This is a genomic window from Collinsella sp. LCP19S3_F2 (genome assembly GCF_052121015.1).
In the GTDB taxonomy this organism is placed as follows: Bacteria; Actinomycetota; Coriobacteriia; order Coriobacteriales; family Coriobacteriaceae; genus Collinsella.
This window is the reverse complement of record NZ_JBQKFA010000004.1, coordinates 220,865-236,362: the sequence shown is the minus strand read 5'-3', so window position 1 is coordinate 236,362 and position 15,498 is coordinate 220,865. Positions and strand designations below refer to the sequence as shown.

At 58.7% G+C, this 15,498-nt stretch carries 13 protein-coding genes; 4 read left to right on the top strand and 9 right to left on the bottom strand.

What is annotated here, in order from left to right; translation table 11 throughout:
• The 9 genes from ACTQX9_RS05420 to ACTQX9_RS05380 all read right to left on the bottom strand — a co-directional run bounded on the left by ACTQX9_RS05420 (position 1) and on the right by ACTQX9_RS05380 (position 9,705).
• Positions 1-906: a glycosyltransferase family 2 protein gene (locus ACTQX9_RS05420; RefSeq protein WP_441540716.1), complete on the bottom strand. Its 906-nt coding sequence runs from the start codon at positions 904-906 to the stop codon at positions 1-3.
• A 7-nt stretch (positions 907-913) separates the two neighbouring features.
• Positions 914-1,918, bottom strand: coding sequence for an acyltransferase family protein (locus ACTQX9_RS05415; protein WP_441540699.1), 1,005 nt, complete (start codon positions 1,916-1,918; stop codon positions 914-916).
• A gap of 43 nt (positions 1,919-1,961) precedes the next feature.
• Complete coding sequence (locus tag ACTQX9_RS05410; RefSeq protein WP_441540698.1) at positions 1,962-3,107, bottom strand: radical SAM protein; 1,146 nt, start codon at positions 3,105-3,107, stop codon at positions 1,962-1,964.
• Between the two features lie 5 nt (positions 3,108-3,112).
• Positions 3,113-4,408 (bottom strand): glycosyltransferase family 4 protein, encoded by a 1,296-nt coding sequence (locus tag ACTQX9_RS05405; protein ID WP_441540697.1) that lies wholly within the window; start codon positions 4,406-4,408, stop codon positions 3,113-3,115.
• Positions 4,405-5,529: a glycosyltransferase family 4 protein gene (locus ACTQX9_RS05400; RefSeq protein ID WP_441540696.1), complete on the bottom strand. Its 1,125-nt coding sequence runs from the start codon at positions 5,527-5,529 to the stop codon at positions 4,405-4,407. The genes ACTQX9_RS05405 and ACTQX9_RS05400 overlap by 4 nt, the downstream gene beginning before the upstream one ends.
• Positions 5,530-6,279, bottom strand: coding sequence for a sugar transferase (locus ACTQX9_RS05395; RefSeq protein WP_441540695.1), 750 nt, complete (start codon positions 6,277-6,279; stop codon positions 5,530-5,532).
• 81 nt (positions 6,280-6,360) lie between these two features.
• Positions 6,361-6,951 carry a hypothetical protein gene (locus ACTQX9_RS05390; RefSeq protein WP_441540694.1) on the bottom strand — a complete coding sequence of 197 codons (591 nt, stop codon included), beginning with the start codon at positions 6,949-6,951 and terminating at the stop codon, positions 6,361-6,363.
• Between the two features lie 325 nt (positions 6,952-7,276).
• Positions 7,277-9,040, bottom strand: coding sequence for a threonine--tRNA ligase (gene thrS / locus ACTQX9_RS05385; protein WP_441540693.1), 1,764 nt, complete (start codon positions 9,038-9,040; stop codon positions 7,277-7,279).
• 233 nt (positions 9,041-9,273) lie between these two features.
• The gene (locus ACTQX9_RS05380) at positions 9,274-9,705 is read right to left on the bottom strand and encodes a double zinc ribbon domain-containing protein (protein ID WP_006234085.1); all 432 of its coding nucleotides are present in this window, start codon (positions 9,703-9,705) and stop codon (positions 9,274-9,276) included.
• Positions 9,706-10,502: 797 nt separating this feature from the next.
• On the opposite strand from ACTQX9_RS05380, the gene ACTQX9_RS05375 reads away from it, so the two are divergent.
• From ACTQX9_RS05375 to ACTQX9_RS05360, 4 genes are all read left to right on the top strand, one after another.
• On the top strand, positions 10,503-11,975 hold the full coding sequence (locus tag ACTQX9_RS05375) for an NAD(P)/FAD-dependent oxidoreductase (RefSeq protein WP_441540692.1): 1,473 nt from the start codon (positions 10,503-10,505) through the stop codon (positions 11,973-11,975).
• A 1-nt stretch (position 11,976) separates the two neighbouring features.
• Positions 11,977-13,398: an NAD(P)/FAD-dependent oxidoreductase gene (locus ACTQX9_RS05370; RefSeq protein WP_441540691.1), complete on the top strand. Its 1,422-nt coding sequence runs from the start codon at positions 11,977-11,979 to the stop codon at positions 13,396-13,398.
• A 2-nt stretch (positions 13,399-13,400) separates the two neighbouring features.
• Positions 13,401-13,799, top strand: a complete 399-nt coding sequence (locus ACTQX9_RS05365) for a DUF1667 domain-containing protein (RefSeq protein ID WP_441540690.1) — start codon at positions 13,401-13,403, stop codon at positions 13,797-13,799.
• Between the two features lie 466 nt (positions 13,800-14,265).
• The gene (locus ACTQX9_RS05360; RefSeq protein WP_441540689.1) at positions 14,266-15,354 is read left to right on the top strand and encodes a M24 family metallopeptidase; all 1,089 of its coding nucleotides are present in this window, start codon (positions 14,266-14,268) and stop codon (positions 15,352-15,354) included.
• The last annotated feature ends 144 nt before the right edge of the window (positions 15,355-15,498 follow it).

The following is a 15,498-nucleotide window of genomic DNA, read 5'->3' as shown; positions in this document are numbered from 1 at the left end:
TCATCCTACTGAAGTTAAAAGTGTTGAATTGGAATGACGCCACAAGCGATATATAACAAAGCCGGCTGGAAGTAAGAGAAGTGTAAATATCTTCGAATGAGATGCTTTAATAATTTCACTAACCGTTTTACCAGCGATTTTTCCGTAGACGATTAGCTGCACGACCGCTTTTATGCGTTGTTTCGCGACCACGTCAGGATAAGTAAACTCTATCGCTCTACAAAAACAGCCCTGAGGAGACTTGATATTGTTGGACCTCCTGTTAGAGGTAAGTCCGTCAGACAAATAATCCCCAATGTAAATCGCTTTATTGATGTGAATCATTCGATAGTTACGAGCAATTCTCATCCAAACAACATCCTCGCCGAGAAATTTTTCGTCCGGGAATTCGGGGAAGGGAAATTCACGAAGAACATGGGTGAAGTAGACCTCAGCCTTATCGGCGTGGGTATCACTACTGTTAACCCTCGCCTCGATATAAGACGCTTCATAATAGTCTTGTTTAAATAAGTCGCCGTTAATTTCCCCATCAGGAAATTTCCTTAAAAAGCTGTAACCGCAAATCTCTTTGTGGTCCTTATAGCGATCGTAGATTTTTCGAATCTGAGCAACTGCATCCGAAGTAAGCCAGTCATCAGAATCGACAATAAAGGTTAACTTACCCTGCGCATGTTCAACGCCAAGATTTAAAGCAGTGTGTTTACCGCCGTTCTGCTTGTATAAATATCTGATATTAAGATCAGAGCGTGCGCGTATATTATCAACAAAAGCATGAGTGCCGTCAATGCTCCCATCATCAACAATGAGCCACTCAAAATCCTTAAATGATTGTTGCTCGAGCGAAGCCCAAAGCCTTTGCAAGGTGCTCTCTCGATTATAAGTTGGAGTTAATATTGATAGAAACACGACAATCCTAACGTGCGCCAAACCGTTTAGTTGCTCTTTTGAAACCGAGGGCAAAACAGCTAGATAGAAACAGAACAACAGCGAGGTAAATCAAATATGAGACCCAAGAGCCGCCTAAAAGAAAGGTTCCGCCCAAACGCTGAACGATTCGAAAGCACATCATGTGCGATAAATAAATCTCAAGTGAAATGCCACTTATAAATAGAGTTACCGCATTATTCAAACAGGATAGAGGACGCGCTTTTATCGCAATACAAATTAGACCTGCTACAGCGCACAGACCCCCAAAACAATTCATACCGAAACACACAATGGATGCACAGCCAAAGAGTGCGATAAGAGCTGGGATAAAAATATAGTTTTCAACGATTTCCGCGAGTTTGAATCGGTAAAGAAATATCAAACCGCCCAGTAAAAAGAATACTGAGCAGTACAGGATATTCGTTCTGTAGTCAAAGCCCGCCACAACGTGTGCGTTGTTAAAGAAATATGAGCTACATAGATAGTTGTAAACCAATGCGATTGCGAACGAAATCCAAGCGCGTTTTTTATTGGCGAGAAGAAAACAGTAGAACGGAAATAGAAGATAGAAGACGAAAACGAGTCCGAGGAACCAGCCGACGCCGACAACCGACATTGTCGGATTGGGTAGCAGCCCAAAACAGAGCGTCAAATTTGCAAACACTTCAAATATCGAATGAAGAGACGGACTGATCACGAAATCAATCAAGCAAAGAAGCGCAAAAAACGGTAACGTTTTTGAAAACCGACGTTTATAGAAGTCTACAATCGAAACATTGCCGGAGAGCATTCGGTCGTAGTAACCGCAACACATGGAAAAGCCGCTAACGGCCATAAAGAGATAAACAAACTCCCCCATAGAGCCAATGACTCTATGGACAGGGTCGGGCAGAATAAAGCCACCGTTTGTCATCACATGCATTGAGACAATGCCGACAGCTGCGAAAGCACGCAGACCGTCGATTGCGTCATAGCGTTTAACGTCACTCAAAGGGTTCTCCGAGAATTGAATGGGTATCAGAAGTCAGATTTTTCTACAGCGCCTCATGCGTCTCGTACACGTGGGCGTCAGCCTTCGACGCCTCGGACAGGCCGTCATTGATCTTGGCGCACAGGTCGCAGGTGGAGCAGGCATCGAGCTGCTCCTTGGTCACGCGACCCTCCTCGTAATCGCGCACGACCTTGAGCTCGTGCATGTCGTAGGGCCTTTTGGTGAACAGCGCCTTCACCTTGTGCTTGAGAACCCACCAGCCGGGCTTCCAGATGTACTTGTGCATGGCCGGGCTCACCGAGCCGATCATCCAGCAGTTGCGGTCGCAGTGGCGGACCTTCGCGCGAACCTTCTCGGCCTGGTCGGAGTTCCAGAGCTCGTCCCAGGACTCCTCGTTGAGGTTGCCCATGACCTCCTTGTCCTTGGTGCCGTTGCAGGGCATGACGTCGCCGTAGGGGTCGATGAAGAAGGTGTCGAACGCCATGTCGCAGGGCAGCAGGCGCGGCTGGCCGTAGATGTAGTTGATGAGGCCGTGGTTGAAGTAGGCGCGGAACCACTTCTTGGGGCTGTTGGACCTGAGCAGCTCGTTGACCAGGTCCTCGAAGTTCTTGGCCACCATGGGTCGGTCGTGGATGATGTTCTTGGCCTCGACGAAGTAGAAGCTGTTGTGAAGCGACGCCGTGGCGAACTCCATGCCCAGCTCGTCGGAGATCTTGTAGAGGGGCACCAGGTCGGGCGCGTTGAGGTCCTGCACCGTCATGCCGAAGCCCACGTCGGGGTGCTTGAGCTCGACGAGCTTCTTGAGCGTGGCGTAGCCGCGGTTGTAGCCGTTATCCAGGCCGCGAATCTTGTCGTTGGTCTGCTGAAGGCCCTCGATGGAGATGCGGATGCCGACGTTGGGGAACTCCTCGCACAGGTCGATGATGCGGTCGGTGAAGAAGCCGTTGGTGGAGATCACGATACGGTCGGACTTCTTGTAGAGTTCGCGAACGATGTCCTTGAGGTCCTGGCGAATGAAGGGCTCGCCGCCGGTGATGTTGGTGAAGTACATCTTGGGGAGCTTCTTAATGGTCTCGATGGAAAGCTCCTCCTCCGGGCGGCTCGGAGCCTTGTAGCGGTTGCACATGGTGCAGCGCGCGTTGCAGCGGTAGGTGACGATGACGGTACCGTTGAGTTTCTTTTCGGCCATGTGGATTAGTTTCCCTTCTTGCTATTGATAAGCTCCTGGTAGAGAGCAGTGAGATCCTTCATGTAGTTGTCCTGTGAGCAGCGCTCCAAGACGTACGAGCGGCAGTTCGCTTGCATCGTCGCGTAGGCATCCCGGTCTTTGACCAACGCCGCGCCGCGCAAAATCGCCTGGGTCAGAGAATCGACATCGCCCGGCTCGCAAAGCAGGCCGGTGCGACCCTCATCGATAAGCTCGGGTATTCCGCCGATATTGGTGCCGATCACGGGCGTGCCAAGGGCGAACGCCTCGACAATCGAGTAGGGCATGTTCTCTCTCCAGCGCGAGCTCGCGATGGCCAGGGTGGCACGCTCCGCGTAGCGCCACATGTCGGCACCGCTTTGAAAACCGACCAGCTCGATGCGACCTGAAGCTTCGGGGCCCGCAGCTGCGATCCTGTCTTCGATGCTTTGCCTCTCGGGCCCGTCTCCGGCGATCACGAGTCTTAAGTTGCCGGGCAGGGATGGAAGCGCATTGATGAACGCTTCGACAAGTATGTCAACGCCCTTCTCGCTCGAGAGGCGCCCGAAGAACAGGAGATAAGGATCGTCTCGATCGGTTCTGTCTACACTGTCTGCCGCGTTATCAAGAATCTCCTGTTTTGCGAAGTTCTGCATATAGACAACTTGCTGGGTGGGAAAACCGCCCTCGACAAGCTTGTTCCTCATGAATTGCGAGGGCGCGACGATGCAGTCGATCTTGCTGTACGAGCGATGCAGCTTAAGATAGTCCGCTTCGAGCATGCCCATACCGCTCTTTGCGGTGGAGCCCTTCACGCATTTACGCTTTAGGCAATTAGAGAAATGACCGCCCAAGCAGGCATCGCACACAGCACCCGAGCCATCGAGCATCACGTAATTCGGACAGACCAGAATGTAATCGTGGGAAGTGAACAGGACCGGAACCCTATGCTGTTTGAGATACGGGGCGTCCAGGACGGAGAGCGTGATCTGCCGATGCACGAGGTTCATGTGCACGACATCCGGGTGGACACGCTCGCAGAGGGCCTGGAATTTATCCCTTGCCTCTTTTGAATAGATCAGTGAGGTCGCCGCCGTAACTTTCTGAGACAGCGACGTGGGACCGTTGTAGTCTTTTGCGGACACAAAGAGGTCGGAGTCCTCACAGGGAACGTTCTCCGAACCCTCCATTGCAAAGAAATGCACCTCGTGCCCAAGGGCCTTCAGACCCTCAGCGAGTCCGAAGTAGTATGTCTCGGAACCGCCCTTAAGGTAATGGAACTTATTGACCAAGATGATCTTCATCGGGCACTCCCCCTGTAGAGTTCGAGGGTCCGCTCGACGACGGAATCCCAGTTGTAGGCTTTCTCGACGTGTGCCTTGGCGGCGGTGCCAAGGACTCGGCTGCGGTCGCCGTCCGCGAGCAGGTCTCGCAGCGCGGACCGCAGGGAATCGGCACTCCCCTTCTCGAACGTCACGCCGTTGCCGGTGAGGACGTCCGCGCACTCGGGGATGTCGCTCGTCACGCAGCAGCGCCCATAGGCCATGGCCTCCAGCAGGCTCATGGGCATGCCCTCCACGTCGGAGGGCAGCACGTAGGCATAGCAGTTGGAATACAGCTCGGCCAAGGGTTCGCCAGTGACGAAACCGGTGAACACTATGCGATTGTCGCCCTGGGCTGCAGCGCGAAGGGACGCCTCGTACTCGGAGGTGTCCGAACCGCCACCGGCGATGACGAGCCTCTTGTCCGTATCGAGCTCCTTGAAGGCCTCGATCAGGACTTCGGGGCGCTTCTCGGGGACGAGCCTGCCAAGGTACAGCAGGTAGGAGCCCGCATCGAGCCCCCATTTATCCTTTATCTGATTGACCGGCCTCGGCTGCTTATTCTCGATCCCGTTGGGGATGAACGTCGCCGTGCGGCCGTAGGCGCCCTCGAAGTAGGACTGGGCCGATTTGGACAGGACGATGAGGCTGTCGGCCTTGGTGGCAGCGGCCTTCTCCCCCATCTTGATGTAGGTGCTAGCGAGCTTCCCCCACTTGGCGCGCTGCCAGTCCAGGCCGTGGATGGTGGCCGCGGTGCGAATGCCCGCGCGCTTGGCCAAAGGCAGCGGCACGCAAGGGCCCTCGGCGTGGTAGTGGATCACGTCGGGCCTGCCCTTGATTGCAGCCAAGGTAGCGAAATATGAGGACGAGAGGGCGGCGAGGCCCTTCTTGTCGATTGTCTTAACCGGCACGACGCGCACGCCGTCGACGACGCGCGCGCGGCAATCCGCGGCGTCGCCGGTCATGACGTCCGCACCGGAACGGTCGTAGCAGGTGACCTCGTGGCCGAGCGCCGCCATGCGGCGGGCGAGCTCGGTCACGACGACCTCCACGCCACCCTCGCGGGAGCCGTATCTCTTGTGTCCGATCATCGCGATGCGCATCTAGCACGCACCCTTGCCGGTGATGACCTCGATCACCGTGAGGATGACAATCTTGAGGTCGGTGACGACACCGCTGTTGGCGATGTACTCCAGGTCGCGCTGGACCATTCCGTCGAAGCCGGTCGAGTTGCGGTCAGTAACCTGCCACCAGCCGGTGATCCCGGGTTTAACGGCCAGGCGCTGCAGGTCGTACTCGGTGTACTCCGCAACCTCATTGGGCAGAGGCGGGCGCGGACCGACGACCGACATCTGGCCCAGGAACACGTTGACGAACTGCGGGAACTCGTCGATGGAGTGCTTGCGGATGAACTTGCCGATCTTGGTGACGCGGGGGTCCTCCCTCATCTTGAACATGGCGCCGGCGATCTCGTTCTGCTCCTTGAGCTCGGCGAGGCGCTCGTCGGCGTCCCTGTACATGGAGCGGAACTTCCACATGCGGAAGGTAGACAGGGTGCCGTCGCGGTGGGTCTGGCCCACGCGGATCTGGCTGTAGAACGGGTTGCCCTCGCTCTCCAGGCGGATTGCCGCTGCGAGCACAAGACTAGGTATGGCGATGACTACCAGCACGCAGCCGCTGAACACGATGTCGAACGCACGCTTTACGGCCCTGTAGCCCAGGCGCGTGCGGTCCCAGTCCTTCACGGCCTGCATGGCCTTGTAGCGCACGCTCACCTCGCCGCCACTCATGGCCTGGGCAACAAGCGCGGCCCCCACCGGCGCGTTTTGCCCTGTCACTTCTTTAGTAGTCAAGTTCAAATCCACGTCCCTGTCCCCAGGGATCCCCCAATCGATGAATTCAAATTGCGAATGAATTGCCAGTGCGACGTCCCCTTACGTCTTACTGAGCACGTCCAGCGGAAGCAGCTCCCTAAAAGCGGAGTCGCCTTCGCCCACGTCTACCAGGCACCAGCGCTTATGACGGTCGATCTTCTTTACACGGGCCTCTTGCCCCACCAAGGGCCCTAGCTCTATGTGCAGCACGCCGTCTTCTATACGCGCTACGCTGTTGCGTACCACGCCGTCGTCGTCGAGAACGCTGCGATACCAGTCCTGCGCATCGTCCGGCATGGGCGCATAGGCCCGCTCTCCGCTGCCGGCAATGCGGCAGCCAAAGCTCAACTGGGCCAAAGCCTTATCGAGAAGGGCAGCATCGCGCGTGGCGACGAAGAAGTATTCCTTGTACATAGGTTTGATTTGGAGCGACCAAGCGCCGTCCCGCTTAAACCAGAACTCCTTTTGCATCACAAAAGCGTCCTGCATTAGCTCGTGCGGGATAATGCGGCGGACCTTTTCGCAGGTCTCGCGCTCTTTACCATTGGGGGTGTGGACCAGATACCAGCGGACGCGGCCGTGCTGGCTGTTGGTAGTAGCGCCACTAAAGGCACCGGGCAGCTGCTCTTGGCGCCGCATCGTCTGTTCCATCTCTCGCCCCCTTAACTTGCATCCGCGACACACGCGGATGCAGAGGCGTTAAAAACAGGCTTCTCGCTCGCAGCTAGGCGCAGTCGCAAAAGTACAGGTTTTTGTAGTGGGGTATGGAGATGTGTCAGCTCTCGCCGCAATTTGCGGAATCTAGGAAAACGGTCTGGATTTATTCGTATAATGAGCTTCGTCGAAAGATACGAAAAACTGTACATTTTTGCGCAACAAAAAAGCCGCTCTAACCTGCGGCTCTTCTTCTATAGACAACAAAAAAGGCGACCGTCCGCGAGGACGATCGCCTTTGTTAATTCTTGTGTTGTTTGTACTAGGCGCGAGTCTTGATCTCCTCGGTCACCTTGGCAACAAACTCGTCGACGCTCATCTGAACGGTCTCGTTGGAGCGGTCGCGGACGGAGATGTTGCCGGCCTCGACCTCCTTCTCGCCCAGGATGAGCATATAGGGCACACGGTCAATGGAGCGGGCCTCGCGGATCTTGTAGCCGATCTTCTCGTCGCGGTCGTCGCAGACCACGCGAATGCCGGCTTCCTCCAGCTTGGCGCACACCACGTGTGCGTAGTCGCGGCTCTTCTCAGAGACGGGAAGCGCCTTGACCTGCACGGGAGCCAGCCAGGTGGGGAACTTACCCGCAAAGTGCTCGATCAGAATACCGATGAAGCGCTCGATGGAACCAAAGCACACGCGGTGCAGCATGATGGGGCGCTTCTTGGTGCCGTCGGCGTCCACGTACTCCAGGTCAAAGTTGAGCGGCATCTGGAAGTCGAGCTGGACGGTACCGCACTGCCAGGTGCGGCCGAGCGAGTCCTCCAGGTGGAAGTCGATCTTGGGGCCGTAGAAGGCGCCGTCGCCCTCGTTGACCTCGTAGTCCATGCCCAGCTTCTCCAGAGCGGTGCGCAGGCCCTCCTCGGCGCGCGCCCAATCCTCGTCCGAACCCATGGAGTCCTCGGGGCGGGTGGAAAGCTCAACGTGGTACTTAAAGCCAAACTTCTGGTACACGGAGTCGATGAGGTTGACCACGCCCACGATCTCGTCGGTCAGCTGGTCGGGACGCACAAACAGATGGGCGTCGTCCTGGTTAAAGCAGCGCACACGGAACAGGCCGTGCAGGGCTCCACGCAGCTCGTGGCGGTGCACCAGGCCAATCTCGCCGGCGCGGATGGGCAGCTCGCGGTAAGAGTGCGGCTTGGAGGCGTACACCAGTACGCCGCCCGGGCAGTTCATGGGCTTAATGCAGTACTCCTCGTCGTCGATGACGGTGGAGTACATGTTGTCCTTGTAGTGGTCCCAATGGCCCGAGGTCTTCCACAGCTGCTTGTTCATGATGAGCGGCGTGGAGATCTCCACGTAGCCGGCCTTGTGGTGGATCTCGCGCCAGTAGTCCAGCAGCGTGTTCTTAAGGATCATGCCGTTGGGCAGGAAGAACGGGAAGCCGGGGGCCTCGTCACGCATCATAAAGAGGTCCATCTCGCGGCCGATCTTGCGGTGGTCGCGCTTCTTGGCCTCCTCCAGCATATGCATGTGCTCGTCGAGCTCTTCCTTGGTGGCAAAGGCGACGCCGTTGATGCGGGTGAGCATCTTGTTGTCCTTGTCGCCCTTCCAGTAGGCGCCCGAGACACCGGTGAGCTTAAAGGCCTTGAGGGCCTTGGTGTAGCAGATGTGGGGGCCGACGCACATGTCGATGTAGTCGCCCTGCTGGTAGAAGGTGATGCGGGCGTCGTCGTCCAGATCGCCGATGTGCTCGACCTTGTACTTCTCGCCGCGCTCCTCCATAAGGGCGATGGCCTCGGCGCGGGGCTTCTCGTACACGGTGAACTTGAGGTTCTCCTTGACGATCTTCTTCATCTCGGCCTCGATCGCGGGGAAATCGTCCTCGCTGATCTTGACGCCCTCGGGCAGGTCGACGTCGTAGTAAAAACCGTTGTCGGTCGCGGGACCGTAGGCAAAGTCGGCCTGGGGGTACAGGCGTTTGATGGCCTGCGCCATGATATGCGCGGCGGAGTGGCGGATGACGTGCGTGACCTCGTCCTGCGGGAGCTCGGCCACCGAACCGTCATTGTAGAGTGCCTTCATGGGTATGTTTTCTCCTCTCGGATGTCTGATGCAAGTGCGTGCGATGCGCTCGGCGTTTTTGACTTGCATCATTATAGGCAGGTTGCCTTGGTATACAAGCGCCCGCCGCACCTGAATGGCACGGCGGGCGAATTTCTACGCATGCTTCATCGCGTGGGGCGCGTGCGGAGCGCGCGGCGTTCGCGTGGCGCGCGGCGTGCCCGTGGCTTGCGGCCGGCCCGGCGATGGATGCGCTACTGGATGCGAGTTCGGCAGTAGGGGCAGACCTTCCAGTGTGCGTCGAGCGGGCGATGGCAGCTGGGGCACACGTTGCGAACCTGGGTGTCGCACACCGGGCAGACCACAAAGTCCTTCTCGATGGGCGCACCGCACTGCGGGCAGGTGCCGTACTGGGCAAGCTGGCGCTCGCGCAAGGCCATGTCCAGCTCCTGCTCCTCGCGGTCGGCCGCATAGGAGTGCGGGCGCAGGACCAGGTAGGCGATGAGGCCTACAAACGGGATGAGGGCAATAATGCCCCATGCCACGTAAGCGCTAGCGCCGCGGCGGCGGGCGTCAATAAACACATAGACGACCGACAGCACGTACAGGGCGATGATAAAGCCAACAAAGGCATAAATGACGCCCATAAGCTGCGGCGACATGAGCTCGGAGATGTACTTGGACATTACGGGTACCTTTCGGGGTAGTTACAACTCGAGTTAGTGTAACACGGGGGTTAACGATTTGGCAGGTCGCAGGCATGGGCGGATAGAAACATCTCAATCTGTAACAGGTGAGAGCGGAATCCGGGTCCAGATGTTACAGAATTAGACAAACCGTTCTCTCCCAGACTTAAATCTCAATCTGTAACATCTTGACTCCAAAATCAGTCCCTACTGTTACAGATCAAGATGAACGGTGAGCCCCCCGTTAAATATCTCAATCTGTAACAACTAGGGGCCAGAAACCCTTTTATCTGTTACAGATCAAGACAAAGGAAAATGTCCAATCTCAATATCTCAATCTGTAACATCAACTCGGCAAAAACAGGTCTAACTGTTACAGATTTAGACATTCAAAACCGACTGATGGGTTCATCTAAATCTGTAACATCTAGACCCCAAAACGGTCCCGAGATGTTACAGATCGAGACAGATGACCTCTCCCTGACTTTAAATCTCAATCTGTAACACATAGGACCGATTTTCTACTCTTACTGTTACAAATCAAGACAAACAGAGGGGCCACCTGGCAAACGTCTCGATCTGTAACATCTGGAACCCAACTCTTCTGCTTACCGTTACAGAACGAGACAAACCTTTGACAACAGGGGTGCCAGACGAGGTCACCGATTGACCTGAGTCTCCCCTCGCCTGCCGTTGGCGGATGCAGCGGGGCTGTTCGCCGCATTGCCGCCGCGCGGGGGATGCGCACACCGTAGGATAGCCTTATTGACAGCCTGTCAACTTGTCTTGGAGGCACTGTGACAGAAACGTTTGATATCGCGATTGTGGGCGCGGGCATCACCGGATGCGCCATCGCGCGGCAGCTCGCACGGTATGACCTGTCCATCTGCGTAGTCGAGGCGGCCAACGACATTGCCCTGGGCGCGTCGAAGGCCAACGGCGGCCTGGTGCACGCCGGCTACGATCCGGCGCCGGGCACGGTTAAGGCCCAGGTCAACGCCCGCGGCTGCGAGCTATATGGCACGTGGGCCCAGGAGCTGGGCTTTTTGTTTTGCCGCACCGGGTCCATGGTGCTGGGATTTAGCGACCAAGACCGCGCGCAGCTGGAGCAGCTGCAAAGCAACGGGCTGGCAAACGGCGTACCCGAGTTGGCGATCATCGGGGCCGAGCGCATCCACGAGCTGGAGCCGCGCGCCAGCGCCCAGGCCACGTGCGCGCTGTGGTGTCCCTCGACCGGCTATGTCGATCCGTTTGAGGTCGCCATCGCCGCGATGGAAAACGCCGTAGCCAACGGCGTGACGTTTGTGCGCTCCGCACCGGTGGAGACGATCGAGGTAGCTCCCGGCGCTGGCGACAAGAGCGGTGACGGGACCGCTCGTTTTACGCTGGTGACACCGGCCGGTGATGTGCGCTGCCGCTATTTGATTAACGCGGCGGGCAACGGCGCCGCAGACATCTCGCATATGGCGGGCGCCGAGGAGTTCCAGATGGTCTGGCGCCAGGGCAACATTGTGGTGCTGGACAAGGAGCCGCGCGCACTCATGCCGCTCTACCCCGTTCCCACGCCGGTTTCCAAGGGCGTCATCGTTACGGGCACCGTCCACGGCAACACGGTGATCACCGCGACGGCCGCTGTGCGCGAGGCGGGCGACACGCAGACCTATGCGGGCGACGTAAACGCGCTGTTGAGCGGCGCGCGCAAGCTGGTGCCCGATCTGGATACGCGCCGCGTGGTGCGAACGTTTGCCGGCGGGCGTCCGGTCATTAAGGGAACGAACGACTTTTTTATTGGACAGTCCGCCGTGGTGCCGGGGCTGTTCCAGGCCGCGGGCATTCAGTCGCCGGGCGTAGCGAGCGCTCCGGCCATTGCCGAGCGAATGGAGCAAGTGCTGCGCGAGACGGGTGTTGCTTTGCGCGAGCGGGCCGATTGGGATCCGATTCGCCGTGCGCCGGACGACTTCGACCGTGCGCCGCTTGCGCGCAAGGAAGAGCTGATCGAGTCCGACCCCGCGTGGGGGCAGATTGTCTGCCGCTGCGAGACGGTGCCCGAGGCCGAGATCGTGGCCGCGATTCGACGCCGCCCGGGTGCGGTCTCGGTCGAGGGCGTCAAACGCCGTTGCCGCGCCGGCATGGGTCGGTGCCAGAGCGGCTTTTGCCAGAGCCGCGTGGTGCGGATTCTGGCCCGCGAGCTGGGCTGCGATCCCAGCGAGGTGCTGCTGGAGGACACTGGCTCGTGGCTCGTTGAGGGACCTTTGAAGGGGGTGCGCTAGGATGGCGACGAGTATCGATATGGGTGCGGTATCGGGCGTCGAGTGCACTTGCGCAGATGCCGACAGGGCATCAATTGCTGCCGGCGCCGTGCAGACGCAGGCGTTCGACGTAGTCGTTATCGGCGGCGGACCTGCCGGCATGGCGGCCGCACTTGCCGCACACAAGGCCGGAGCGCGCGTGGCCATCGTTGAGCGCGAACAGCACCTGGGCGGCATCCTGCGCCAGTGCATCCACCCGGGCTTTGGCCTCTCACACTTTAAGCAGGAACTGACCGGTCCCGAGTACGCACAGCGCTTTATCGACCAGGTGCGCAAAACCGATATCGCACTGTTCCTGGACAGTATGGTGATTGGGATCGACTCAAGCGAGGACAAAGTCGCAGGCGCGGGCGCAAGTGGCGCGGCGAGCGAAGCCTCGGCACACACCGTCACGCTCATGAGCCCCGCCGGCATGTTGCAGCTCACCGGGCGCGCCGTCGTCCTTGCCATGGGGTGTCGCGAGCGCACGCGCAGCGAGATCAAGATTCCCGGCAGCCGCCCCGCCGGCGTGTTTACCGCCGGCCTGGCGCAGCGATACATCAACATCGACAACCTCAAGCCCGGCTCGCGCGCCGTCATTTTAGGCTCGGGCGACATTGGGCTCATCATGGCGCGTCGCTGCACGCTCGAGGGGATTTCGGTCGAGGGCGTGTACGAGCTTATGCCATACGCCAACGGCCTGCGCCGCAATGTGAAGAACTGCCTGGACGATTTTGGCATTCCGCTGCACCTGTCCACCACCGTCACGCGCGTGATTGGGCATGACCGCGTGGAGGCCGTCGAGGTGAGCCAGGTCGACGAAAATCTGGCGCCCATTCCGGGGACCGAGCACATCGTTTCGTGCGACACACTGCTGCTTTCGGTAGGTTTGATTCCCGAGAACGAGCTTTCGGTAGGCGCGGGTGTTGAGCTTGACCCGCGCACGCGCGGCGCCGTGGTGGACCAGATCCTGCAGACGGGCGTGCCAGGCATCTTTGCCTGCGGCAACGTGCTGCACGTGCACGACCTGGCCGATAACGTGACGGCCGAGTCCGAGCGTGCCGGTGCGGCTGCAGCGGCGTACGCGCTGGGGACCGGCGCGGATGTCGAAACGGGCGCTGGCTGCCAGCTCACGGTCTCCCCTGCCGGCATCGCCGGCTACGCGCTGCCGGGACGCATTACGGCCGTGGCACTCACCAGGCTCAACTTCCGCGTGCGCCGGCCGGTCGATGCCGCCCGCGTGCGCATTCTGGCGGACGACGAGGAACTGCTTACGGGCAAGGTCCGCGCGTTTAAACCGAGCGTTATGGAAAGCTTCCCGCTGCCGGCAAAGGTGATACAGCGAGCGCTCGACCTGGGTGCCAGCGAGATTATCCTTTCCGTCGAGCCCGTCGAGGAGGCATAGCCATGATCACAAATGCGATCGAGACGCTACAGTTCAACTGCACCACCTGCCCATCCGAGTGCCTCCTTACGGTGGAAGTGGAGCGCGGGGCCGACGACCGCGTGGCGACGGTGCGCGCCGTGACCGGCAACAGCTGCCCGCGCGGCGATAAGTTCGCACATCAGGAGCTCACCTGCCCCATGCGCGTCCTCACTACCACCGTGGCAGTATCAGGCGGCGACGAGGCACTGCTGCCCGTTCGCACGGCCGAAGCCATCCCGCTCGAACTCCATGCCCAGACCATGGACCTCATCCGCGGCCTAGTGGTCAAAGTCCCCATCCACATGGGCGATGTAGTCCTCCCCAACCTCCTAGACACCGGTACCGACCTCATCGCCAGCATGGACATCGACCCGGCCTAAGCAGCTCGTTTGGGACGGTGCTCTTTTAGCTACCCCACATCCGCCCCGCCCCTCCTCAATTGCGGTGAAATAATTCCCGATTTCCGCCAAAACCCCGGCATCAAGGAACTATTCCACCGCAACTTGCCTTGGGATCGGTATTTAGCTTGTGCCTACTTTAGTGCCATTTCAAAACTATGCCGGATTACGGGGCTGATTCGGAGACCCCCACCCATACCGGCAATTTTCGATTTTTGATAAGCCTTCTACCTGCGGTTTTAATTTCGCGATTTTTCCCATGGTCAAGTAATACAGGTCCAGCCCCGTAATCCGCCATAGTTTTGAAACCAGCCCATTTGGGACGGGACCATATTGACTACTTTTACCTATCAGCTCGCATGTTTGACGCAGCTAAAATAGCCCCGTCCCAAATTGACTACCCTGGCATTGGGGATACCATGGTGGCAGCCTAACGAAAGGACGATGTATGGCACATGTCGATGACCAGCGCGTGGCACGCGTGCTCAATGCGCTCGAGGCACAGCACCCCGGCGCGCAGCTGCTCGTAAACGACCCGTGGTCGATTTATTACCTGACCGGCTTTTATGCCGATATGTTCGAGCGTTTTTGCGGCGTACTGCTCGCACGCGGTAGCGAGCCCGTGATCTTGGTCAACGCGCTGCATCAGCTGCCCGAGTATGACAATGCCCGCGTCGCGTACCACACCGATACCGACGTCGTGGCCGACGCCATCGCTCGCGAGGTTGATCCGACCAAACCGCTCGGCATCGACACCGTCATGCGCTCCGGCTTCTTGATGCCCCTCATGGAGCGCCATGCCGCGAGCGAATTCTTCCTAGGCGATTTTGCCGTGACCGCCGCGCGAACCTACAAAGACGCCGGCGAGCAGGAGCTTATGCGCGTGTCCTCGGCCGCTAACGACGCCGTGATGGCCGACGCGATCGAGCTCGTCCACGAAGGCGTAACAGAGCGCGAGATCGCCGACCAGATGCTTGGCCTGTATCGCAAGCACGATTGCGGGGGCTTTAGCTTTCCGCCCATCGTGAGCTTTGGCGCCAACGCCGGCGACCCGCACCACGAGCCAGACGATACGGTACTCAAGCGTGGCGACGTGGTGCTGTTCGATATTGGCGGACGTCGCCGCAACTATTGCTCGGACATGACGCGCACGTTCTTTTGGGGCGAGCCGGACGAGGAAACGGCACGCATCTACGACATCGTGCGCCGCGCCAACGAGGCCGCCGAGGCGCTCATCGCCCCGGGCGTGCGCATGTGCGACCTGGACCGTGCCGCGCGCGACGTGATTGAGGACGCGGGTTATGGCAAGTACTTTACGCACCGTCTGGGACACTCGATCGGCCTGCAAGACCACGAGCCGGGTGACGTCTCGCTCGTCAACGAGCAGGTCGTGGAGCCGGGCATGACGTTTTCCATCGAGCCGGGCATCTACCTCCCCGGCCGCACCGGCGTCCGCATCGAGGACCTTGCCCTGGTCACCGAGAGCGGCGTCGAGATCCTCAACGCCTACCCCCACGATCCGGTCCGCCTAGACTAGGCAATGCGGCAAAGGGACAGCCCCTTTGCCGCATCACATGAATGCCGCCACGAAATGGGCCTATCTACTACGTTTAACCCGCATGGGGCGACCATGCGGGTATTTTTTGAAAATTGGCAAGCCTTCTACCTGCGGTTTTGATTT

Bases quoted from the DNA above. Each gene is read 5' to 3' on its own strand.
- thrS (WP_441540693.1), bottom strand. From the start codon at position 9,040: ATGAAGGCACTCTACAATGACGGTTCGGTGGCCGAGCTCCCGCAGGAC.
- ACTQX9_RS05390 (WP_441540694.1), bottom strand. From the start codon at position 6,951: ATGGAACAGACGATGCGGCGCCAAGAGCAGCTGCCCGGTGCCTTTAGT.
- ACTQX9_RS05380 (WP_006234085.1), bottom strand. From the start codon at position 9,705: ATGTCCAAGTACATCTCCGAGCTCATGTCGCCGCAGCTTATGGGCGTC.
- ACTQX9_RS05410 (WP_441540698.1), bottom strand. From the start codon at position 3,107: ATGGCCGAAAAGAAACTCAACGGTACCGTCATCGTCACCTACCGCTGC.
- ACTQX9_RS05360 (WP_441540689.1), top strand. From the start codon at position 14,266: ATGGCACATGTCGATGACCAGCGCGTGGCACGCGTGCTCAATGCGCTC.
- ACTQX9_RS05365 (WP_441540690.1), top strand. From the start codon at position 13,401: ATGATCACAAATGCGATCGAGACGCTACAGTTCAACTGCACCACCTGC.
- ACTQX9_RS05405 (WP_441540697.1), bottom strand. From the start codon at position 4,408: ATGAAGATCATCTTGGTCAATAAGTTCCATTACCTTAAGGGCGGTTCC.
- ACTQX9_RS05370 (WP_441540691.1), top strand. From the start codon at position 11,977: ATGGCGACGAGTATCGATATGGGTGCGGTATCGGGCGTCGAGTGCACT.
- ACTQX9_RS05400 (WP_441540696.1), bottom strand. From the start codon at position 5,529: ATGCGCATCGCGATGATCGGACACAAGAGATACGGCTCCCGCGAGGGT.